This window comes from Thalassotalea euphylliae, assembly GCF_003390335.1.
Taxonomy (GTDB): Bacteria; Pseudomonadota; Gammaproteobacteria; order Enterobacterales; family Alteromonadaceae; genus Thalassotalea_F; species Thalassotalea_F euphylliae_B.
Window position 1 is genome coordinate 3,293,993 of sequence record NZ_QUOU01000001.1, and the last position, 23,141, is coordinate 3,317,133.

Annotated in this window: 18 protein-coding genes; 5 read left to right on the forward strand and 13 right to left on the reverse strand. The window is 43.8% G+C overall.

Translation table 11 applies throughout. The annotated features are described in order from the left end of the window. Positions 1 to 137 precede the first annotated feature (137 nt). The 3 genes from DXX93_RS14465 (at position 138) to DXX93_RS14475 (ending at position 3,668) form a co-directional block, all read left to right on the forward strand. On the forward strand, positions 138 to 1,355 hold the full coding sequence (locus tag DXX93_RS14465; RefSeq protein ID WP_116008711.1) for a DUF445 domain-containing protein: 1,218 nt from the start codon (positions 138 to 140) through the stop codon (positions 1,353 to 1,355). A 79-nt stretch (positions 1,356 to 1,434) separates the two neighbouring features. Next, entirely contained in the window at positions 1,435 to 2,118 is a 684-nt protein-coding gene (locus DXX93_RS14470; protein WP_116008712.1) for a TetR/AcrR family transcriptional regulator, read from the forward strand. An 89-nt stretch (positions 2,119 to 2,207) separates the two neighbouring features. Further along, positions 2,208 to 3,668, forward strand: coding sequence for a wax ester/triacylglycerol synthase domain-containing protein (locus tag DXX93_RS14475; protein WP_116008713.1), 1,461 nt, complete (start codon positions 2,208 to 2,210; stop codon positions 3,666 to 3,668). Positions 3,669 to 3,765: 97 nt separating this feature from the next. Here DXX93_RS14475 and DXX93_RS14480 read toward each other — a convergent pair whose 3' ends face one another. Continuing rightward, a complete protein-coding gene (locus DXX93_RS14480; protein WP_116008714.1) occupies positions 3,766 to 4,506 on the reverse strand; it encodes a hypothetical protein in 741 nt (246 codons plus the stop codon). Positions 4,507 to 4,832: 326 nt separating this feature from the next. Beyond that, complete coding sequence (gene fabB, locus DXX93_RS14485; protein ID WP_116008715.1) at positions 4,833 to 6,047, reverse strand: beta-ketoacyl-ACP synthase I; 1,215 nt, start codon at positions 6,045 to 6,047, stop codon at positions 4,833 to 4,835. A gap of 250 nt (positions 6,048 to 6,297) precedes the next feature. Here fabB and mnmC point away from each other — a divergent pair, with 250 nt between their 5' ends. Next, positions 6,298 to 8,322: a bifunctional tRNA (5-methylaminomethyl-2-thiouridine)(34)-methyltransferase MnmD/FAD-dependent 5-carboxymethylaminomethyl-2-thiouridine(34) oxidoreductase MnmC gene (gene mnmC / locus DXX93_RS14490; RefSeq protein WP_258872674.1), complete on the forward strand. Its 2,025-nt coding sequence runs from the start codon at positions 6,298 to 6,300 to the stop codon at positions 8,320 to 8,322. Here the strand turns inward: mnmC and DXX93_RS14495 are convergent. The 5 genes from DXX93_RS14495 to nhaA all read right to left on the reverse strand — a co-directional run bounded on the left by DXX93_RS14495 (position 8,319) and on the right by nhaA (position 14,882). After that, positions 8,319 to 8,591, reverse strand: a complete 273-nt coding sequence (locus DXX93_RS14495; RefSeq protein ID WP_116008716.1) for a YfcL family protein — start codon at positions 8,589 to 8,591, stop codon at positions 8,319 to 8,321. The two genes, mnmC and DXX93_RS14495, sit on opposite strands and share 4 nt — an antisense overlap. Positions 8,592 to 8,678: 87 nt before the next feature. Further along, a complete protein-coding gene (locus tag DXX93_RS14500; protein ID WP_116008717.1) occupies positions 8,679 to 9,872 on the reverse strand; it encodes an ATP-NAD kinase family protein in 1,194 nt (397 codons plus the stop codon). Further along, on the reverse strand, positions 9,869 to 10,402 hold the full coding sequence (locus DXX93_RS14505; protein ID WP_116008718.1) for an elongation factor P hydroxylase: 534 nt from the start codon (positions 10,400 to 10,402) through the stop codon (positions 9,869 to 9,871). The genes DXX93_RS14500 and DXX93_RS14505 overlap by 4 nt, the downstream gene beginning before the upstream one ends. Before the next feature lie 114 nt (positions 10,403 to 10,516). Continuing rightward, entirely contained in the window at positions 10,517 to 13,384 is a 2,868-nt protein-coding gene (locus DXX93_RS14510) for a TonB-dependent receptor domain-containing protein (RefSeq protein WP_116008719.1), read from the reverse strand. 319 nt (positions 13,385 to 13,703) lie between these two features. Then, positions 13,704 to 14,882 (reverse strand): Na+/H+ antiporter NhaA, encoded by a 1,179-nt coding sequence (gene nhaA, locus DXX93_RS14515; protein ID WP_116008720.1) that lies wholly within the window; start codon positions 14,880 to 14,882, stop codon positions 13,704 to 13,706. 223 nt (positions 14,883 to 15,105) lie between these two features. Between nhaA and DXX93_RS14520 the strand changes: the two genes are divergently transcribed. After that, complete coding sequence (locus DXX93_RS14520; protein ID WP_116008721.1) at positions 15,106 to 15,579, forward strand: Lrp/AsnC family transcriptional regulator; 474 nt, start codon at positions 15,106 to 15,108, stop codon at positions 15,577 to 15,579. 82 nt (positions 15,580 to 15,661) lie between these two features. On the opposite strand, the gene DXX93_RS14525 is transcribed toward DXX93_RS14520, so the two are convergent. The 6 genes from DXX93_RS14525 to grpE form a co-directional block, all read right to left on the reverse strand. Continuing rightward, positions 15,662 to 16,870 (reverse strand): IS256 family transposase, encoded by a 1,209-nt coding sequence (locus tag DXX93_RS14525; RefSeq protein ID WP_116007348.1) that lies wholly within the window; start codon positions 16,868 to 16,870, stop codon positions 15,662 to 15,664. A 138-nt stretch (positions 16,871 to 17,008) separates the two neighbouring features. Further along, on the reverse strand, positions 17,009 to 17,692 hold the full coding sequence (locus tag DXX93_RS14530; protein ID WP_116008722.1) for a hypothetical protein: 684 nt from the start codon (positions 17,690 to 17,692) through the stop codon (positions 17,009 to 17,011). Positions 17,693 to 17,902: 210 nt separating this feature from the next. Beyond that, entirely contained in the window at positions 17,903 to 18,658 is a 756-nt protein-coding gene (locus tag DXX93_RS14535; protein ID WP_116008723.1) for a hypothetical protein, read from the reverse strand. A 139-nt stretch (positions 18,659 to 18,797) separates the two neighbouring features. Further along, positions 18,798 to 19,940, reverse strand: coding sequence for a molecular chaperone DnaJ (gene dnaJ / locus DXX93_RS14540; RefSeq protein WP_116000907.1), 1,143 nt, complete (start codon positions 19,938 to 19,940; stop codon positions 18,798 to 18,800). A 257-nt stretch (positions 19,941 to 20,197) separates the two neighbouring features. Further along, entirely contained in the window at positions 20,198 to 22,126 is a 1,929-nt protein-coding gene (gene dnaK / locus DXX93_RS14545; protein WP_116008724.1) for a molecular chaperone DnaK, read from the reverse strand. A 275-nt stretch (positions 22,127 to 22,401) separates the two neighbouring features. Beyond that, entirely contained in the window at positions 22,402 to 23,037 is a 636-nt protein-coding gene (gene grpE / locus DXX93_RS14550) for a nucleotide exchange factor GrpE (protein WP_116008725.1), read from the reverse strand. Between the last annotated feature and the right edge of the window lie 104 nt (positions 23,038 to 23,141).

Below are 23,141 nucleotides of genomic sequence, written 5' to 3' on the forward strand. Positions count from 1 at the left end.
ATAACCTACCGTAATAGCAGCGCCAATGGCAGGTATAAATTATTTTTCATTGACACTTCAAAGCTGAAGTGGTTATGTATTACCTTGTAGTTTAAATATGTTTGCAGTCGTAGAGTTAAGGTGTACAGCACTAAAGCATGGAATGGATCATTGAACACCAGTTACTATTATTAATCCCCATTGTCAGTGCGGTTGTTGGTTGGCTTACCAATTATCTCGCCGTAAAAATGATGTTTTACCCCATTCAGTTTGTCGGCATCAAAGCCCCTTATCTTGGCTGGCAAGGATTAATCCCACAAAAACGCAAAGAAATGGCGGAAATCTCGGTAGATTTACTACTCGGTAAGTTGCTGAGTGTCGAGGATCTTGTTGCCCGCCTAGAGCCAGATAAAATCAGCCAAGCAATCGAGCGCCGCCTCAAGCAAGTGCTGAGAAAAATCATCAATGACGTGATGCAAGAATCAGCGCCTAAGGTCTGGGCCTCACTGCCAGCACAAGGCAAAAATTTAGTTTATGCGCGTGTTGAAGCTGACATCCCCAATGTCGTTGAAAAGCTGGTCAGAGATTTTCAACACAATGCAACCGAAATCCTCGATATTAAAGAGTTGGTCGTTGATTACCTCATCGCTCACCCTGCCCTTATCAACGAAATATTTTTAACCGCAGGCAATAAAGAATTCCCCTTTATTATCCGTTCAGGTTTGTACTTTGGCTTCCTGCTGGGCATTCCTACCATGGTTAGCTGGTACTTCTTTCAAGATTGGTGGATTTTACCACTTGGCGGACTGCTGGTCGGCTACCTGACCAATTGGATCGCACTACAAATCATTTTTGAACCCAAAGACCCAATCAAAATTGGCCCTTGGTCTTTGCAAGGTATGTTTTTAAAGCGCCAAGATGAAGTTGCCAAAGTCTACTCGCATTTAATTGAGCGCAAGCTGATGAATTCAGAAAACATTATTAGCACAGTGCTGTATGGCTCTGGCGCCGAGCAACTTTGGGAAATTGTCGAGCTGCATGTCAATGATGCCATAGAGCGTTATGTTGCGATTGGCCAACCCTACATTGGCCTTGGCTTAGGTGCAGATAATTATTTCAAAATGAAAGCATTAGCGGTAAAGCGCATCTTTGATAGCTCAGAAAAGTTCTTACTTTATATGCACGACTATGCCGATTCGGCGCTCAATATTGGCGACGACTTGCGTGAGAAAATGCAGTCGTTATCGCCAGCAGAGTTTGAAAATGTCCTGCGACCAGCGTACAAGCAAGACGAGTGGAAATTGATTGTCACCGGCTCTGTGCTGGGAGGTTTAGCTGGCGTAATACAACTTATGTATATTTTTATGCCAACGTAACGCTCAAAGCCTATGCTCAATAAAGGACAGTTGATGATGGCAAAGATGAAATGGGGGTTCTGATGATGGAGAAAGCACAATGAAAACAGCGGAGAAAATTCTGCTGACAAGCCTAGAGCTTTTTAACCAGCAAGGAGAAGCGAATGTCACCTGTGTCGACATTGCGCTTGAGTTAGATATTAGCCCAGGCAACCTCTACTATCACTTTCGCGGCAAAGAAGTCATCGTTAATGCACTGTTTGATTTGTACTTGGCCAGAGCCAGTAAAATTCTCGTTTCCCCGAGCAGTGAAGAACTCAATATCGAGCGCTTTTTTTACTACCTATACTGTTTACTCGATAGCGCACATTTATACCGTTTTATCTATCGCAACCCAACCGATCTCATTCACAAATATCCAACAATTGCCCGTAGCTTCGAAAAACTACTGCACAGTAAAGAGCAGGCATTCGCTGCCATTCTCGAGCACTTTCAGCAACAAGGTACGTTGCATGTGACCGATTCACAATTGCAATCGCTAACCCAGTTAATCAATTTGGTTTTCACCCAGTCACAGAATTATTTTCTGCTAACCAAACATGACGTAGAAAGTGAAGACATTAGCTTTCAAAGCTTATGCTGGATACACCATAGTATCGCCCCGTATTTAACGATTGACGAAGCAGCGAAGCACGCGCTGATGGCAAGCATAAAAAGCCAAGCGACGAGCATTAACACCAATGCAGACGGTGCTTTGCGGCAAGAGCCGATACGCATCGGCTAAGCATGTGGTTATCAAAGAGACAGAAATCAGAACATCAATATTAGCAGGCGTTTTACATGCAGTGAGCCCGTAACAAAGAGGAAGTTATTATGGCAAAAAGTTTATCCTTACTAGATCGCTCGTTTTGGCTAACCGAGACGATTGATAACCCCAAACACGTTGCGTGTTTACAGATGTTAACTAAGCCAGAGGGGGCGGCTGACGACTATTGTCAACAGCTTGCCAATAAGTTGCGGCAGCATGACCAAGGGGTTGCACCTTATAATCAACGAGTTGTTGCGTTTGGCCATATCGCGCTGCGGTTTCAGGCGGTAACCAGCCTTAACATGGAATACCATATTAAGTTTCATCAAGTTGAAGATATCAAGGATAAAGTCGCGCTGCACAATTTCACTGCTAAGCTACACGAGCCTATGCTTGATCGCGATAAGCCGTTGTGGCAACTGCATATTATTGAAGCACCGGATAGCCAAGAGTTTGCCATCTACTTCAAAATTCATCATATGTATGGCGACGGCGCTTCGCTGATCACTTGGTTACAAGCGGCCTACCCGAAAAGTGCCGACGAAGAGTTTATCCCGTTTTGGGCACAGCCCCGAGAATCAAAGCCCAGGGTGGCACAAAATCCATTTGCGGTGGCGATAAAAGCACTGTGGCTCAGTTTGGTCACAGTTGTGAACTTAGGCATTATTACCTTCTTCTTGCTACTGAAGATCTTACGCATAAACCCTGTCTATATGCCAATCCCGTTTGCGGGTACTAAAACCATGCTAACCGGCCAAGTCGCTGCTGGCAGAGTGGTCGCCACCACCCATTTAGATTTTACAGAGGTCAAGAAGTTAGCGATTCAGCTCAGGGCATCCGTGAACGAAGTCTTCCTGTGTTGTTTTGATATCGGCGTCCATAAATTCCTAAAAGATCACGGTCAGCAATTTGGTCGGCCGCTGATCACGCAAATGCCGATCAACTTGCGCCGTCCAGGAGAGGCCGCTGGAGGTAATAAAATTGCCATTTTGCCGGTACAGCTTGCTTACGGCCAAAAAGACCCCTATCGCCGTTTGCGTCAAATTATTGAGAATCACAGCATAGTGAAAAAAGTAGCACGCCGTATTAACCCAGCGGCACTCACGGCTTACACTATAGTGATCCAAGGGTTTGCGCTAATTTTTGAAGCGTTAAAGCTGTCGGATTGGCACCGCCCCATTGGTAATATTCTAATTTCCAATGTACCGGGCCCACGACAAGATCTTTACTTTGGGGGCAGTCGCGTTAATAACTTTTACCCAATCTCGGTATTAACACCGGGTGGTGGCGTTAACATCACGCTACTGACTTACCGTGATAAAGCGGAAATTGGTTTAGTATGCTCAGACAGAAAAATTAAATCACTTGAGCCGCTTGCTAGCTATTTCCAAGAAGCATTTGAACTATTATCAGACAGTGTTAACAATCCTGACTTAACCACTGACGATCTCGGCGAGTTAGCCAGATTTGGTTCACAATGTGTGATTGAAGAAGAATTTCAAGACAACAAAATTAATGTCGCATAACGCGTACATAACACGTGTTAGTGACCTTGAAACAACACAGGCATTAACTTTGCCGCTTCCTGAATTTGATAGGGTTAACTTAGGTTAACCCTATTTTTTAGTCTAGATGAAACTTAAACACTAAGTGCCCATCCTCAACTGCAATATGCTGTCCGTATTCAGCAAATATCTGCTCTTCAAAATCACTTTCGTCTAGCTCATAAAACCAATCCTCTTGCTCGACTTTATCGATCAGGATATTTTCTATTTCCGGTTTGTGATAATCGAGCACGCGTTGTTTACTGCCCGACGAGTACAGACTTAAATAACTCAACAGCTCGTTAGGCACGACTCCTTTAAGCAGCGAAAAAGTTAATTGCACTGTGCTTAGCAACAAGTATTTGAATGGCTTTGGCATAAACAAGGTCACTAAATCTGTCGTTGAGCCGATAAAGGCATAGTCGTCATTCACTAAGCGGATCTCCGCCAGTTGCATATCTCGAATACGTATCACTCGCTCTTGGGTATCAAAGTAAGGCAGTACACTACCCGTTGCGACTAAATGGGCGCGATAAATATCACGCTGTGCGACACGAATACTCATGGCACAAAAAAGCTGAATATGCAGTTTGTCTTGCGCCAACGGCATCGTCAGCTCAGCATTAAGTATTGTCAGCTCTCCCTGACTATTGGCAATAGGTAATGGGATCGTTTGCGGAAAATTCGCCGCAAGCAACTCATTTAACTCATCCTGGCTATAGCGAGCGGCTTTGAGCCACTTAAAGCGCATCGCGAGCTTAATGGCCAGTCGAGTAAAATATAGTTTGCATTTTTGCCAATGAGTTTGTTGTTCCTGCACAGTCCGACCGTTATCGAAATAAGACTAACCTCATGATACTAAATCAATTTTGATTGGGATATCGTCAATCGAGTGATTTTCGGTATTTCTCTAGACACTGCGACATTGCAAACAAGGGACTGTGTGGTTTGCAATAAATGAAGAAGGCAATAAATGAAGCAGGCAATAAGCTGTGCTGAATATTGAATGGAGATAGTTGTTAAAAAGCCCTGAGCCTAATGTAAATGGGGCTAACAGGGCTAATATAGGGCCTATTATCAACCTTATCAGTAATAAAATTAACGCACTAAACCGCTACGCTTTTTAAGGGCGAAATGCTAATGCAGCTATGCTTGATATTTTTTCATCACAAGTGTTGAGTTAGTACCACCAAAGCCAAAACTGTTTGACATCACCAAGTTCAATTCAGCGTCTTGTACTTGAGTAACAATGTTCAAGCCTTGTGCTTCTTCATCTAGGTTGTTGACATTGATTGACGGCGCAACAAAATTGTTTTCCATCATCAAAATTGAATAAATGGCTTCGTGCACGCCAGCAGCGCCAAGTGCGTGTCCGGTCATAGCTTTAGTCGCACTGAGCATCGGCGACTTATCGCCAAACACTTGCTGAATCGCACCAAGTTCCTTGACATCACCTACAGGCGTTGATGTGCCATGGGTGTTTAGGTAATCAATTTCACCTTCTACACCTTGCATGGCCATTTCCATACAACGCACGGCGCCTTCACCACTCGGTGCCACCATGTCATAGCCGTCAGAAGTTGCGCCATAGCCTACAATCTCGGCGTAGATGTGTGCGCCACGCGCAAGGGCGTGTTCAAGCTCTTCAACTACGACCATACCGCCGCCGCCAGAAATAACAAAACCATCGCGATCCGCATCATAAGTGCGTGATGCTTGCTCTGGTGTTTCATTATATTTAGTTGATAACGCGCCCATACCATCAAACATCATGGCGAGAGACCAATCCACTTCTTCACCACCGCCAGCAAATACGATGTCTTGTTTGCCTAGCTGAATAAGCTCCATTGCATGACCAATACAGTGTGCAGATGTTGCACACGCTGAACTAATTGAATAGTTAACACCTAGAATTTTAAACGGTGTCGCTAAACACGCCGAAATTGTGCTCGACATGGTTTTCGGCACGGCGTAAGGGCCAACACGTTTAACGCCTTTCTCGCGCAAGGTATCAGTAGAAGCGACAACGTTTGCCGAAGATGCACCACCCGAGCCAGCAACAATACCCGTTCGAATATTAGAAACCTGCTCAGGTGTTAATTTCGCGTCTTCAATGGCTTGGTCCATGGCGATGTATGCGTACGCAGAAGCATCTCCCATAAAACGCATCGCTTTGCGATCAATGTGGTCCTTTAATGTAATTTCTGGCTTGCCCCATACTTGGCTGCGCAGTCCAACGTCAGCAAAGCTTTCTGAACGGGAAATACCCGAGCGCCCTTCTTTTAAAGAAGCTAATACTTCCTTGGCGTCATTACCGATACTTGATACGACACCCAATCCTGTGATCACGACACGTTTCATTTATTTAAACCATCATTATTTTTGAAAAACGGGCATATCATAACGAGTTTTTTTCAACAGGCTGGTCTATCCAGTGTACAAATGTACGCTGAATAATTTTCATCCATAACCTGATGGCCTCATTTGATGAGCTCGGCTTAGACTAAGCCCAAACAAACGAAAACGCACTGCAACGATTGATTACCCATGACTTTGTCATTTGTTACGCGGTAAAATGGCAATAAGATCGACCTAATACCAATTGTTTACCGTGACCCAAGCTAACGATAATCACACTAAGCCTAGCTCTTTTCAAGCCATAACCTACCAAGATAATGGTGCCCCATATTCATTACAGTTTGACGATATTTATTTTGATACTGAATCGGGCTGCCAGCAAAGTGAGCAGGTTTTTATCCGTGGTAATCAAATTCCCGAGCGGCTGCTCAATCCAAATACCCCGCTAATTATCGGGGAAACGGGCTTTGGTACAGGCTTAAATTTCTTTCTTACTGCCGCCAAAATGCAGCAAGCGATCGAGCAATATGGCATTGATAAAGTTACAGATGTGCACTTTATTAGCGTCGAAAAATACCCTTTATCTCGCGCTAATATTGCGAAAAGCTTAACCATGTGGGCTGACCTTGAGCCACTGATCAAAGCCGCGCTTGAGCAATACCCTGAATCGCCTGCGCAGCAATGCCAAATTTCACTATTGGGTGGCAAACTCAAGCTCACCATCTTATTTGACGATGCAGCCCAAGCATTTGCCAACTTAACACTGAGCTCGGCAGCAAAAATTAATGCTTGGTACTTGGATGGCTTTTCGCCGTCACAAAATTCAGACATGTGGAGCGAGGCCGTATTTGCGCAAATAGCGCGCTTATCGGCAGACGATGCCACGCTCGCCACCTTTACCGTGGCAGGATTTGTCCGTCGCCGATTAACCGCCGTGGGCTTTCGCGTCGCCAAAAGGGCAACCGCAGGAAAGAAAAAACAAACCTTAGTGGCTAAATTCCAACAATCCCCCAATACCCCAAAAGGCTACTTATTGCGTCCAATGCAAAATAAAGCCCAACATGTGACGATTATCGGCGGCGGTATTGCCGCCGCTTGTTTAACTTACCAGCTGGCGCAGCAAGGCGTAAAAGTCACTGTAGTTTGCAAAGATGAGGCTATCGCGCAAGGGGCATCGAGCAATGCGATTGGCGCGCTTTATCCCCTTATTCATCTGCAACAGGATGAGATTAGTGAGTTTTATGTTCATGCATTAGCGCGCGCCCGTGAGTTTTACGATCAGTTACTCGCCGATGGTTATCAATTTTCGCATCAATGGTGTGGTTTATTAGAGCTTTCATATAAAAAGACACTGCAACAAAGGCAACAGAAATTTGCGCAAGCCCCCGTTTGGCCGCAAGATATTATTCACAGCTTAAATGCCGAGCAGGCTTCCCAAAAAGCAGGGGTCACGCTTGAAAATGGCGGTATGTTCATTCCACAAGCGGGATGGATCGCACCTGCCGAGTTAGTCAATGCCCTGTTCAATGCTGCCTGTGAGCTTGGTCAAGTAAAAATTCGCACCAGTACTGATGTTGAAACACTTACCCAGCTGGCGGACAACCGTTGGCAGTTGAACACGAGTAAAGGTCAATTTATCGCCTCAATATTAGTTATTTGCGGTGGCGCTGATAGCGACAAGCTATCGCCAATTAGCGAATTACCTCAGTATCCGGTGCGTGGTCAAGTATCTGAGGTCGCTATTGCTAGCCCCGATCATCAATTAAGGACAGTGATCTGCCACAAGGGCTATATGACGCCAGCCAATAAAGGGAAGTTTTGTATTGGTGCCACGTTTGACAAACACGACCGAGATATCAGCGCTCGCACCGCCGATGATGAATACAACATCAACATGATTCGCGAGAGCTTACCTGAGCTTGCCCCCATTAGCGCGACCAATATTGTCGGTCAAAAAGCGCGGTTAAGGGCGATGACCCCAGATCATTTACCGATTGCTGGGCCTATGCCTAAAACACAAGAATATCCGGCGATTTATGGCAAACTTGCCAAGGATAAAAACTGGCAGATCAAGGCACCTGCACCATATTATGCCAACCTCTATGTAATGTCTGGTTTGGGGGCAAGAGGGCTGTGCTCTGCGCCACTGGTTAGTGACATGCTGGTTGCCGATTTATGCAATCTGCCCTACCCACTTGCCAGTAAGATGCGCTTTAATTTGGCGGCTAACCGCTTTGTGATCAAAGATATTATTAAAGGCAAATTTGCCGTTAGCTAGGTATTAAAGCTCGGTATAAGTGACTGCCAGTAGTTACTCACGATCACCTGATCTTGCGGCGACAGCTCCGCTTTTGCCCGAGCCAACTGTGCAGTGACTTCATTTGCCATCTGCGCCGTAAGCGGTTGAGACTCATCACCCGTTTGTGCCGCGATAAGCGCAATAAATCCACGAATATAACTGGACGCAAACAAGGTATCAGCATCGGCTTCAGCTTCTGCTAACAGGTCAAAATGAAAATATAGATCGGTAAGGTTTGTAAACTGCACAAAGACACTCCAAAAGGGTATGTTCAACAATGAACGTAACGTACGCAAGAGACTTGCATTAATCAAAATGGTAATGAAAAAACCTAGTTATTCAGGGCTTGCGACAGGATACAACACCTGATCGCGATAGCCAGTCACCACAGGTAAATAACCAGACAGCGCTTTATCCAAAATGTCATCACCGGTATCAGCAATTAACGGACGCGCCGCTAAGCTGGCAAGCTTGGTTTTAGTCGCAACGACAATAATGTTGTCTTTGCCTATCGCCTTAATCACTCGTGGGCTAAGCTGCTGATTCCCACGACCAAAAATATGCCCTTGACCACCAATGACAGTAATCACTAACTTAATTTGAGTGTCACCTGCGCCATGTGTTTCTTGAATAAGTTTCCACAGCTCCGGTTCAGTAACATCGTTGGCCAACACTACTTCTTCTTTGACAACATCAACCCCAAGTAAAGTGTTGTCTATGCCCATTTCATCCATAATGGCAGCGGTTGTTGAGCCAGAACCAATAATCGCCAAGCAGTCATCAAGTTCATCAATCACATGGGCAGCAATATCTTGCAGTACCAGTTCATCTGATTCTTTCCCACCCGCTTTAACCGCCTGAACATAACGCAACTCCATCGGAATTTGCATTTCGCCATAGCGTTTTGCTTTAACAACACCCTCGCGAAATAAGGCTTCGTCGATATCCATCACATCGGCATCAGTCAAGGTGACAAGCTGATTGGTCACCATCATTTCAACGACACGACCCGCCGCCTTTGGCGTTACCGCATAAACACCAGAGTGTATTTTGCATCCGGCGGGAATACCTAACACAGGTGTTTGTGCATTAAGCTCAAGCGCTTGTATTTTATGACAAACATTTCGAGCGGTACCATCACCACCGGCGAACAAGATCACATCAACCCCCTGCTTTATTAAGCATTCAACCGCGCGCTCTGTATCCTCGGCGGTGGTTGGGAGCGGGGCTTGATAACTAACGTTGACGGTAAAACCAAGATCGCTGGCACAGTGCTCGCCCATCTCGCCACTGGCAGTAAAAATTTCAATTTGCTCGCTATAAGGCGTTAACACAGATAACGCTGTCGCCGCTCGTTGATTCGCCTTGGCCGTTGCCCCTAAAGCTGCTGCCTTATCGGCTACGCCTTCACCGTCACTGCCTTTTAACGCAACACTGCCGCCAATACCGGCGATAGGATTAACAATAAAACCTAACTTAAATACCGACTTGCTAATGTTACTAGCTAATTGCTCGTTAACATCGCTCATGGTGACACCTTGAGAAAGTCTTGCTCATGGTTTGGCATCGTCGTTTGATAAAATGCACACAGTGCCGTCATTAGCTGCTGTGCTCGCGTTGGAAAACCATCGCTGAGATAAGTTTTCACTTGCTCAAATACTGAGTTTTTAAAACCTTGGTAATCAGGCTCTGCGCCATCTAAATTATCAGCCGAAACGCGAAATGTTTTGCCCGCAGCAGCGCACAAGGCCCACTCTACCGCTTGTGGCTTAATTTCAACTTTTTCAAACGCTTTTTGCTGTGCTTCATCGCGTCCATCAGGTTCATACCAGTAGCCAAAATCTTCGAGCAGGCGGCGCTTAGGGCCGGCAATACACCAATGTGCAATTTCATGTAGCGCACTCGCATAAAAGCCATGCGCAAAAACAATGCGGTGATAAGCCACGTTATCGTCTGCTGGCAAGTAAATTGGCTCATCATCGCCTTTTACCAGCTTAGTGTTGAAAGATTCAAAGAAAGTGTTGTTAAAAATTGAAATGATGTCGTCAATTTGGTGCATTTCGCTCTATACAAACCATAGGAAGCGGTTAAAAACTGGCGCTATTCTAACGAAAAAAGCCAAGGGGGTTAACCCTTGGCTTGCTTTCAGGAAGTAATATTTACGTGACAGATATTACATTTTGTACGAGAAGGTCATGTGGTAGAAACGACCGATGTTGTCATAAGTCGCAGACGACCCACCAGTACCACGTGTACCACGTGGTAGTTCTCTATCGAACAAGTTCTCAATACCAAACGAAACACCAACACCATTTTCAAACTCATAACCAACGGTCATGTCTGTTTTGAAGTAAGTGGTAAATGTTAATAAATCACTTGGGTTAGGGTTACGCTCGAAGTCTTGTGGTGTGTATAGGAACACTTCATCCATGTAACGAGTAGCAGACGTTACTGTCCAATCGCCGTGTGTGTAGCGCAGGCGAAGTGTGCCTTCCCAATCTGGCGTACCTGCAGTACCTTCATTGTCAATGAACTGCTCAGTATTATCTTGGAATGGGAACTCACGGAACTTGATCATGTGTGTACCAAGTAGCGTAGTTGACATCTCACCCCCCATGAAATCGAAGTCGTAACCAATTTCAAAATCAATACCTTCTAGGTCGCGACCCGCAACGTTCAACACTGAGTTTTGAATACGTGTAATCTCGTTGTTAGCAGGGTTACGCGTGATCAAGTTACAGAATTGGTTATCAATACCGCTTTCACTATCCACACAACGGTCTAAGATTTCTTGTGCATCAATCGTAGAAATTGCATCTTCTAGTTCAATGTTCCAGTAATCAACCGTGATGGATAGGCCTTCAACATAATCTGGTTGATATACAATACCTACTGTTGTTGATCGCGAAGTTTCTTCTTGCACATCTTCGTTACCCGACACAACACCAGGTAATGTAGCGTCATCGTAATCACTATCGAAGTCTGCAGCAACACCTAAGGCAGCACAGTTAGCACGGCGTGTTGCATTGTTGTCAGACAGGTCAAGCTCAGACGATTTACACGGATCATCTACGTTGTAGAAAGTTTGGCTTTCAGCACCAAAGATCTCACCAATGTTAGGGGCACGAAGTGCTTCTGATTTAGTCGCACGAACACGCAAACCATCAACAATGGTCCAATCTACGCCCAGTTTCCAGCTGGTTGTATCACCAATAGTACTGTAATCAGCAAAGCGAAGAGCCGTTTCAAAGATCACATCTTCTGCTAAGAACACATCGGTTAATACCGGTACTGATAACTCAAAGTAAGCTTCAGTCACATCAAAGTCACCCTTATCTTCACCTAAGGCGTTAAAGAATGTCCCTTCTGCGTTGTCATCTTCGATTGACTCACTTTCTTCTTTACGGTATTCAATACCAGTAGCAAAACCAACATCACCCGCTGGTAATTCATAAATTGAACCATTGCTGATATTCGCTGTTAATACCGTTTGTTCAATTTCAGACGTACCAACTGAGGTGGTCGTTAAGTAACTTTTTAACTCGTCAGATGCCGTGTTGTAACGGGTTACATCAAACGGTACACAACCATTTGCACGCGCTTCTTCATCAGCACAAATAATGTTGCCGTTGCCATCATCTACCGCAGCAATTGCATTGTTGTAGTTGGCAATGATTAAGTTAGCACCATTCACACGTTCGATTTCAGTTTTACCGTAGTTAAATGACACATCGAATGACCAGTCATCACCGAAAACGCCATCTGTGCCAACAACAAAGCGTGTAGTTTCACGGGTGTTATCTTCGACACGTCGACCAATATCGTCGTGCAAGCGGTTCAGTACAACAAAACCCGAACCCGCATCAATTTTCTCTTTAATTTCATCGTTAAAGAAAGCATAAGAAGAGTCTAAGAAGGTTGGAATTGAACCACCACCACCAAAGCTAAATGCTGGTTGACCTAAGCTTTCACCTTCAACACGAACATATTTTGCTTCACCGTAGATACGAATATCGTCAGTAATATCGTAATTAGACTTTACGTTAAAGTTGCTACGTTCGAATTGCGGTTGAACTTCGCTGTATTTGCCCAGGTTAAAGAAGTCACAGTTATCGCCAGCACAGGATAGGCCATCGGTAATCGTACCAGTATTCACTAATACTAAATTGCCGTTGTCATCGAATGTGTAGGGGTTGTCAATAGTGCCAAATGCACCAATAACACCGCGATCACTGATTCCCCAGAAACCTGCATTTTCATAGAAGATATCATCTGGAAAAGCTGGGTTATCCACTTCATCTGCTGGCTGGTTAGGGTTAGCAAGCTCACGTGTAGACGTTCTTGTCCAAGGGTTATCTAGCGCATTTAATGAGTCTTGAGAAGCGTATTCAAAAGCAAATGCTACATTACCACGGTCATCGTCAAAATTTGTACCGTATGACAGTGTAAATTTATCTGTTGAGTAGTCTGAGTGCTGCGATTCACCACGAGTATAAGAGGTGTCTAAGCCTTCTACATTATCTTTTAGTACAAAGTTAACTACACCAGTTACCGCGTCAGCACCATATACCGCTGATGCGCCGCCTGTGATAATTTCAACACGCTCAACCCAAGCACTTGGAATAGCATTCGTATCAACTGCGGTACCACTTGCAACACTTGATACATGGCGTTTGCCATTAACTAGCACAAGTGTACGGTTAGTCCCTAAGTTACGTAAATCAAGCAAGTTTAAACCTGACGTACCAATGAAGCGGCTTGAGTTTGACAGTGTGTAGGTACTCGCAAGCGCTGGTAAATCATTTAGCGCGTCACCGATGTTTAGCGCACCAGTGTTTACTAGATCGGCGCCTGAAATTACCGTAACGGGTGTTGGGGCAACTGCGCCTTCACGCAAAATACGAGAACCGGTAACTTCAATACGCTCAACAGATTCTTCTTCAGCATTATTTTCTTGAGCAAAAACTGGTGATGACACTCCTGCCGTTGCACCAACAACTAGCGCCAAGCGAATCGCTTTAGTTAGTTTGTTAGAATACATGTACTTCTCCCTGGTCACATAAAGTGAATATCTTTTTTGGAATTTTGAATAATTATATGATTTAGCTATTTTCAGACCGATTGGTCGGTAAGCAGCCGAGGCGTTAAATATATGTTAAAGCTGTAACAAAGTTCAACAAAAAATTACAAACAAAATAAACAGCGCAAAACACGAACCAACATCGAATAATATTTGAACAACAATGGCTTGGGCAGGTTTTTAGCGAAGTGAATAAAACGGCAGTTTTTACACTGCCGCCAGAATGTAAACATGGTGTTAACAAAAGGCAAAATTAACACCTTAGTAGTGAGACTAAAAGTTACGCCGCTGGAAGACGCTCAACCCCTTTTTTGATGACAAAATAACCTAGCGTACCAGAAATCAATGAGCCGATAATAATCCCCAAACGATCTTGGTAAATTAAATTAGCGCCAGTTTGCTCAAACGCTAATGAGCCAATAAACAAGCTCATCGTAAAGCCGACCCCGCATAGCAAAGCCGCACCATATAACAAGGTGAAATTAGTATTTTCAGGAAGTTTGACTAAGCCGGTTTTGATCGCGACATAGCAAAAGCCAAATACACCTATTTGCTTACCCACTAACAAGCCTAGAATAATACCTAGCGGCACAGGTGAAAGCACATCGCTTAAACCCACTCCAGATAAATTCACCCCAGCGTTAGCAAAAGCGAAAATAGGCAAAATAATAAAAGCCACCATAGCGTGTAAGTTATGCTCAAGCGATTTCAGTGGAGATGGCTCACCTTCACGCCCTTTCATTGGAATAAACAATGCCAAGGTTACACCCGCTAAGGTCGCATGTACGCCAGATTTTAGTACGGCAACCCACAGCACAATGCCTAAGAATATATAGGGCGCGGTATCCTTAACACCTCGTTTATTCAAAGCAAACAAAATGACGAGCACCACCGCAGAAACAACAAGTGATGTGATTGACAGTTGATCTGTGTAGAACAATGCAATAACGATTATCGCCCCCAGATCATCAAAGATAGCTAACGAGGTTAAAAATATTTTTAACTGTAATGGCACTTTGCTGCCGACAATCGCCAATATTCCTAACGCAAACGCAATATCGGTTGCCGTTGGAATAGCCCAGCCATTTAACGCTTGCGGGTCTTGATAGTTTAATCCTGCATAAATGAGTGCAGGTACTGCCATACCACCAATTGCACCGACGGCAGGCAAAGCAATTTGACCGGGCTTTGATAGTTCGCCTTCAAGAAATTCACGCTTTAGCTCAAGGCCAATCAAGAAAAAGAACATTGCCATTAAGCCGTCATTGATCCAAAGTAGCAAAGGCTTAGCAATTTCAAAGCTGCCAATCGCAACCACTACTGGGATGCTCAGTAGCATGTCGTAATATTGATTTAGTGGTGAGTTGGCGAGAATAATGGCTATAACAGCGGCAAACATTAAAATAATACCGCTGGCCGCCTCAAGTTTTAAAAAGTCTTGTATCGCTTTTACTGTCATAGTTTACTTCCCTAATACATTTCAAGACATAATATGTCATCAAAAGTTCAATAAGCCAAATATTATTTCAATTATTTTGTATCAACTTAGTTTTAAGTGAGCTATATTCGGAAATATTTATTTTTTTGGTATTTATTCTAACGCTTCTATAAATCATTAACCATGTCGTTGATGATTTGAATAATGTTGGGTTGCACAATATCTCTAGAGCTTAGGTTACATTTTGAAAAAACTAGATGCTATCGACTTAAAAATATTAACGATTCTGTTCAATAACGCCGACATCACTAATAAAGAGTTAGCGGCGCAAATAGATATTGCGCCATCAACTTGCCTAGAGCGAGTAAAAAGGCTTAAACAAGCAGGGGTAATCAAGTGCTCCTATGTCGATATTAACTTCAAAACCATGGGAGGTAATATTGAAGCGATTGCGGCGATTAAGCTTCAACCGTACTCGGAAGAAATCGTTAACAAACTGCGTGATGACCTACTCTTGCTACCTGAAATTGTCAGCCTGTACCACATGGGAGGGATGTACGATTATTACATTCACATGTCGGTAAAAGATAGTGAGCACTTACGTAAATTCGTATTTGATGCCATCACCTCACGGGATGAAGTGCAAACGGTGGAAACGTCACTCGTATTTGAGCACAGTCGCAGTGGTGTGTTACCAAATTTCACCGATGAAAATTAGATAAGAGAGAAAATTAGATAAAAGAAAGGCAGGCTCGATATACAAAATAGACCCTGTAACACATTTTGTGTAACTGCCAGTTTTAAATAACATCTTTTAATCGGTCTTCGAATTCGATCATAAATCGATTTAAGGCCGATTTCCAATTTCTTATCGGCATCGTCCATTTTTTAGATGCCTGCTCAATAGCTAAGTAAACCACCTTTTTCGCCGAATCGTCATGTGGGAACAGCTTACGTTTCTTAATGGCTTTACGTATAACTGAGTTCAGCGATTCAATAGCGTTGGTGGTGTAAATAGCTTTTCTGATATCTTCAGGGTAATTGAAGATGGTACTAACGTTTTGCCAGTTATTTCGCCATGAGCGAGAGATATTGGGATATTTACTGTCCCAGCGTTGCTCAAACTGCTCTAAGGCCATTAAGGCTTCATCTTCAGTTACCGATTGGTATATGCGCTTTAAATCAGCCGTGATGGCTTTGTAGTCTTTCCACGGCACAAACTTCAATGAATTACGCACCATATGAACAATACAAAGCTGAATTTGTGTGTCAGGATAAACGGTATTAATTGCATCAGGGAAACCTTTAAGGCCATCGACACAGGCGATAAGGATATCTTTGACGCCACGGTTTTGAAGCTCCGTTAATACGTTAAGCCAGAACTTCGCGCCTTCGTTTTCTGATATCCACATACCTAGAAGTTCTTTATGGCCTTCGATATTCACGCCTAAGGCTAAGTAAATGGCTTTGTTGATGACTTGCTTATCTTGGCGTATTTTTACAACCAAGCAGTCGAGATAGACGATTGGGTAAACAGCATCAAGCGGCCTGGCTTGCCACTCGACGACTTGAGCGATAACCGCATCAGTCACACGAGAAATCAGTGTTGGTGAAACATCTGCATCGTACATTTCCTTGAATGTGGACACGATTTCACGAGTCGTCATGCCTTTGGAATACAGATATAAAATCTTGTCATCCATTGACGTAAAGCGGGTTTGATTCTTTTTAACCAGTTGAGGCTCAAAACTAGAATCTCTATCACGAGGTGTATCTAAATCAATCTCGCCATCTTCTGTTCGTATAGTTTTGGGCGAATAGCCATTGCGTGAATTATCGTTGATGGATTGCTCATGACGAACATAACCAAGGTGTTCATCCAGCTCCGCATTAAGCGCAGCTTCAACCGTTACCTTGGTAAGCATTTTACGAAAGTTCGTTAAATCTGCTTCCGTTTTGATGGATTTAGCCGCTTGCTTGGCAAAGACTTCAAGTTCTTTCTTGTTCATAACTACCTATCCTAAACCCTATATGGGTATTAATAATAGGCAGTTACACAGATTTAGTTACAGAGTCACAAAATACCAGTCTGCCTTTTTGTTCAGAGCGGCTTGCCGCGCGCTAATGCTTGACCCTAATGCTTAGCCCTAATGACCTGCACGCCCCGCAAAATCTTGAGTTTCATAGTAAAGCGGCTTCATCGTGCCACAGTTAATCAGCTTATAAAGAATTTCATTTTCTTTGGCAACACTACTTGAGGTTGCAAATTTCGTTGGGCAGCTAGCCTCTATATCAACGTGCAAGATGTGATCATAGCTTGGCGCTTGTTGAATATGGTGAATGTACAGACGACCACTTTTACTGTTGTATGGTACGGCAGAATATTCTTGAATGTTGCTCGCTGCACTTAATTCTGTAAGCGGTCGCACAAACAGTTGTTCATCAAGCTCAATCATCATTCCTTCATACACTAAGTCCCCATCACGCTCAAAGTGACCCGTGTAAACATCTGCTTTGAGTACCAATTTCTCACCGCGAATCATGCGCTGTAAATTAAATTTCTCAGGCTTGATGGTCACCAGTTCGTTGTGTTTGACCAGTTGCGCTAAATTAACGTCTTTAACACTCAGCTTGTAAACAATTTGATAGTCATGTGGCTTTTGAAACAGTGGCATATGTGACGCAAATATAGTCGAGTTTTTGTTCATCAGCACCATACCGTGAATCCCCTCATAAGCTGGGTCTAGTGGCGGTAGTTGCTCTGCTTCATCCTCAGCAAAAGCGATGGAAGTAAATATGAGGAACAGGATTGCTAGAGTCATTTGCGGCATAGGACATCTCTACTTTAACCAGCACTTGAAAAAAGTTACGGCGTTGTTAACTAAGTTAGTGCGCTAATTTTACGCGATAGCGCATTTTACTCAACAGCTAACTTGAAAAATGCCGGAAACCTGCTGTTGTCTTAATCGGCAAATAATGATGCTACGCAAAGCGCTTAAAGCACAAAGAAAAACAAAAGTTTGATGTCAGTCTTTTAAAATTCAGTATGTCATCAAGGTATAGAAAAACTCACCTTGCTCCTCAACTTTGTCTGCGGTCGAATACGAGCTTTGAAATTGGCTCCACGGCGCTTGCATCATACTATTCATTAACCTTTGCCAGCTATAGCTCACTAACTCCTTGCCTTTTGCTTCACAAATACCATTTTTACAAATCACACTCGCAACCTCCACATCGTTGGCAAGTGCATGCAATGTCACAAAGTCCTGAATTTTCATCTCTAGCTCAAAGTCTCGCGCTACTTCGATACTATCGGCAAAGTTACTGTGAAAATTTGAAAATAAGACTTTTGCTTCTGGCTCTAACGTGCCGATCATTTTTGCATAAGGAGGCTCAGCTGACTGCATGAGCTGTTCAAACGAGATAGTTTGCACATTTAGTTGCTCCCCCTCACCCAAGCCTTGTGGCTGATAATGAGTAGACTTGTGATGTTGTGCAGGAGATTGTACTTTGTCGGTCAGCTTTGCAAGCGCTTGCTGTAAACGAGCTATTTCCTTATCTTTATCAGCGAGCACATCCTGTAAATGGGCATTTGTGCCTGTATCGGGTAAGGATTGAGTAGTCGATACGTTGCGTTCAACATTCACATCCTTATCAGGTTGCTCAGCATAAGTGTGAACTGAGGCGACCAGCTTGGCCTCGTCATTATTTAATAGCTCGTCGGTTATTGGCAATGTTGATAATCCAATGCCTGTTGCTACTCCAAGAACGCCGGCCATCATAAATTTTATATTCATAAGTAGCTTCCTTACTATTGATTGCGGTACTTCTGTGTTGCCATCATCAGGTACCTCAAATTATATTGCCTGCTTTTTACTTTAAGATCAAAAATCCCGCCTAAGCGGGATTTTAATGATTATGTGTTAATGTTAGCGATTACGACTTGAGGTCGTCAAAGAACTTGCGCACGCCGTCAAAGAAACCGGTTTCTTTCGGGCTGTGTTTCTTGCTGCTCGCTTCCATTTTGCTGTCTAACTGACGAAGTAAATCAACTTGGTCGCCCGTTAGGTTCACCGGCGTTTCAACCACGACTTTACACATCAAATCGCCAGGGCCTGAGCTGCGTACTGATTTAACCCCTTTACCACGTAAGCGGAACATTTTGCCCGTTTGTGTTTCTTTCGGTACTTTAAGTTTTACTTTACCTTCAAGGGTCGGTACTTCAATTTCACCGCCAAGTGCTGCGGTGGCAAAGCTAATTGGTACTTCACAGTACAAGTGGTTTTCATCGCGTACAAAAATTGGATGATCTTTCACATTCACTTGCACATATAAATCACCTGCTGGTGCGCCATGCTCACCTGCTTCACCTTCACCAGATAAGCGAATGCGATCACCAGTATCAACACCTGCTGGGATTTTCGCGTTAAGGGTTTTAGTTTTCTGAACACGACCTTGACCATGACACGCATTACACGGGTCGCTGATCACGCTACCTTTACCGCCACAGGTTGGACAGGTTTGCTGAACCGCAAATAAACCTTGGCGCATTTGTACTTGGCCATGGCCACCACAAGTACCACAAGTTTTAGCTGACGTACCTTTTTTCGCGCCGCTGCCGCCACAAGGCTCACAACTTGCGTAAGTTGGTACTTTAATTTCGACAGATTTACCTTTAACCGCTTCTTCTAGCGTCATTTCTAGGTTGTAACGTAAATCGCTACCACGACGAGCGCGTGAACCGCCACCGCCGCGACGACCACCGCCACCGAAGATATCGCCAAAAACATCACCGAAGATATCACCAAAGTCAGCACCGCCGCCGAAGCCGCCACCGCCGCCCATGCCACCTTGTTCAAAGGCTGCGTGACCGTATTGGTCGTAGGCTGCGCGTTTTTGATCGTCGTTTAGTACTTCGTAAGCTTCTTTAATTTGCTTAAAGGTTTCTTCTTTTTCTTTGTCACCTTGCGTACGGTCTGGGTGGTACTTCATCGCAAGGCGTTTATAAGCCTTTTTAATGTCACGTTCGGACGCGTCTTTTGATACGCCTAATAACTCATAATAATCACGTTTTGACATAGCTTTAATTCTTTACTGTTACTTCAAATTTTCGAAAATTAATTGGTTTATTGGCTTTGCTATTTAAACACCAAGTTTAATCAACCGGCCTAACCATCAAACAAATTAACTTTATGTTTTTTTGATAATCATTAGTGGTTTAAACAAAACAAAGCGTCGAATACCGACGCTTTGTGAAATCTTTAAGACGATTTAATTGAATCTGCTTATTGTGCTCCCAGCTATGTTTGCGAGAGAGCACATGAACAGCTCATTAATTACTTGTCGTCTTTAACCTCTTCAAACTCAGCGTCTACAACGTCGTCTTGAGGAGCTGCTGCTTCAGCTTCTGGCGCTGCGCCTTCAGGAGCTGCACCGCCTTGAGCTTGTGCTTTAGCTTGCGCAATTTCCATTAACTTAGCTGATGCTTCCATTAATGCTTGTTGTTTAGCTTCAATCGCTTCTTTGTCGTCGCCTTTGATGACTTCTTCAAGTTCTTTGATTGCTGCTTCGATTTTCTCTTTGTCGTCGCTTGGTAAGTCATCACCCGCTTCAGTTACTTGAGTTTTGGTTGCGTGGATCATACCGTCAGCTTGGTTACGTGCAGTGACTAGCTCTTCGAACTTAGCATCGGCATCAGCATTCGCTTCTGCGTCACGTACCATTTGCTCTACTTCATCATCCGATAAACCAGAAGACGCTTTGATCGTAATCTTCTGCTCTTTACCTGTGTTCTTGTCTTTCGCAGACACGTGCAAGATACCGTCAGCATCAATATCGAAGGTTACTTCGATTTGTGGCATACCACGTGGCGCTGGGTCAATACCTTCTAGGTTGAATTGACCAAGTGATTTGTTCACAGAAGCTTGCTTGCGCTCACCTTGAAGTACGTGAACAGTTACTGCCGCTTGGTTGTCTTCCGCTGTTGAGAACGTTTGCGATTGCTTAGTAGGAATCGTGGTGTTTTTCTCGATAACTTTCGTCATCACGCCGCCCATGGTCTCAATACCTAGAGAAAGTGGAGTAACGTCTAGTAGAAGAACGTCTGTTACGTCACCAGCAAGAACACCTGCTTGAACCGCTGCACCTGAAGCTACTGCTTCATCAGGGTTAACATCTTTACGTGGCTCTTTACCGAAGAAATCAGTTACTACTTGCTGAACAAGTGGCATACGTGTTTGACCACCAACAAGAATAACGTCTGTTACGTCAGAAGTTGAAAGGTCAGCATCAGCTAAAGCTGTTTTTAACGGCTCTAATGTCGCTTTAACCATGTCTTCAACAAGTGACTCAAGCTTAGCGCGAGTTACTTTGATGTTCATGTGCTTAGGACCAGTCGCATCAGCAGTAACGTAAGGTAGGTTTACGTCAGTTTGCTGTGCTGAAGAAAGCTCACATTTTGCTTTTTCTGCTGCTTCTTTAACACGTTGCATCGCAAGTGCATCGTTTTTAAGGTCAAGGCCTTGGTCTTTTTTGAATTCGTCTACTAAGTAGTTGATTAAGCGGTTATCGAAATCTTCACCACCTAAGTGCGTGTCACCGTTTGTCGCTAATACTTCAAACGTGTGCTCGCCTTCTACTTCGTCAATTTCAATGATTGAAATATCGAATGTACCACCACCAAGGTCGTATACCGCTACTACGCGATCACCTTGTTGCTTGTCCATACCGTAAGCAAGCGCTGCAGCCGTTGGCTCGTTGATAATACGCTTAACGTCAAGACCTGCGATACGGCCAGCATCTTTAGTTGCTTGGCGCTGTGAATCGTTGAAGTATGCAGGCACTGTGATAACAGCTTCAGTCACTGTTTCACCTAAGTAGTCTTCTGCAGTTTTCTTCATTTTCTTCAGTACTTCAGCAGAAACTTGTGGTGGCGCAACTTTTTCGCCTTTCGCTTCTACCCACGCATCGCCATTGTCAGCTTTCTTGATACCAAATGGCATGATGTCGATGTCACGTTGTACTTCTTTATCTTCAAAACGACGACCGATTAAACGCTTGATTGCGAATAAGGTGTTTTCTGGGTTGGTAACCGCTTGACGCTTAGCTGGTTGGCCAACTAATGTTTCACCTTCTGCAGTGTATGCAATGATTGAAGGGGTTGTACGATCGCCTTCTGCGTTCTCAATAACTCGTACGCTGTCACCATCAAGAACAGCTACACATGAGTTAGTTGTCCCTAGGTCAATACCGATAATTTTGCCCATCGTGAGGATCTCCGAAATTCTTTAAAAATTCATTTTTGCTTAGATGATTTACTTAGTGGGGTCGCGAAAAAGCATTTCAAGTAAAAAAATAAAAAAAGATCACTTTTTGTAAGGAATTCTTACTAAGCAGCGATTTCACATTAACTGGCTTAGATGTACGCTGAAAAACCAAGTAGTAAAGTTCAGCACATAAGTAAGAAAGATAGATGTAAATAACAAGGTATAAAAAAACCAGCCATTTGGCTGGTTTCTAATACGTAGGGCAATTAAAGCAATTACGCTTGGGTATCAACTGGCGCGGCTTTAGATACCATTACCATTGCAGGGCGAATTAAACGACCGTTTAGCTCGTAACCTTTTTGCATTACCGCGATTACCGTGTTTGGCGCAACACCTGGTACTTCTTGCATCGACATCGCTTGATGAAGTTCAGGGTTAAATGGTTGGTCTTGTGGGTTAACCGCTTTAACGTCAAACTTCTCTAACGTTGATAAGAAGCTTTGCAGCGTTAACTCAACACCTTCAAGCATGGCTTTTTGGCTTTCGTCTTCTTTATCGAATGACTCAATAGCGCGCTCTAGGTTATCAACTACAGGTAGTAAATCACCGGCAAATTTTTCTAGTGCGAACTTACGGGCTTTTTCAACGTCTTGTGCGCTGCGGCGACGAACGTTATCAACCTCTGCTTTGGCGCGAATTACTGAGTCTTTTTGATCAGCAACCGTTGCTTGAGCCGCAGCTAACGCTAGCTCTAGCTCGTTAATTTTTTCTTGCTCTTCGCTTAAAATTTCATGCGCATGTTCGTGCTGCTCTTCTACTTGCTCTTCAGCTTGGGCAATAATCTCTTCAGCAGCAATCTCTTCGGCTGTCTTATTTTCATTGATAGGGTTTTCGTTCGACTCAGTGGTCATGAAAATCTCTCCGGTAAAACATAATTGTTGCTAATTATGGGGTTTAGAATTTTGGTTTCAAGCACCATTTTTCAAGAATTATTAAATCCCTGACTTTACAAGTG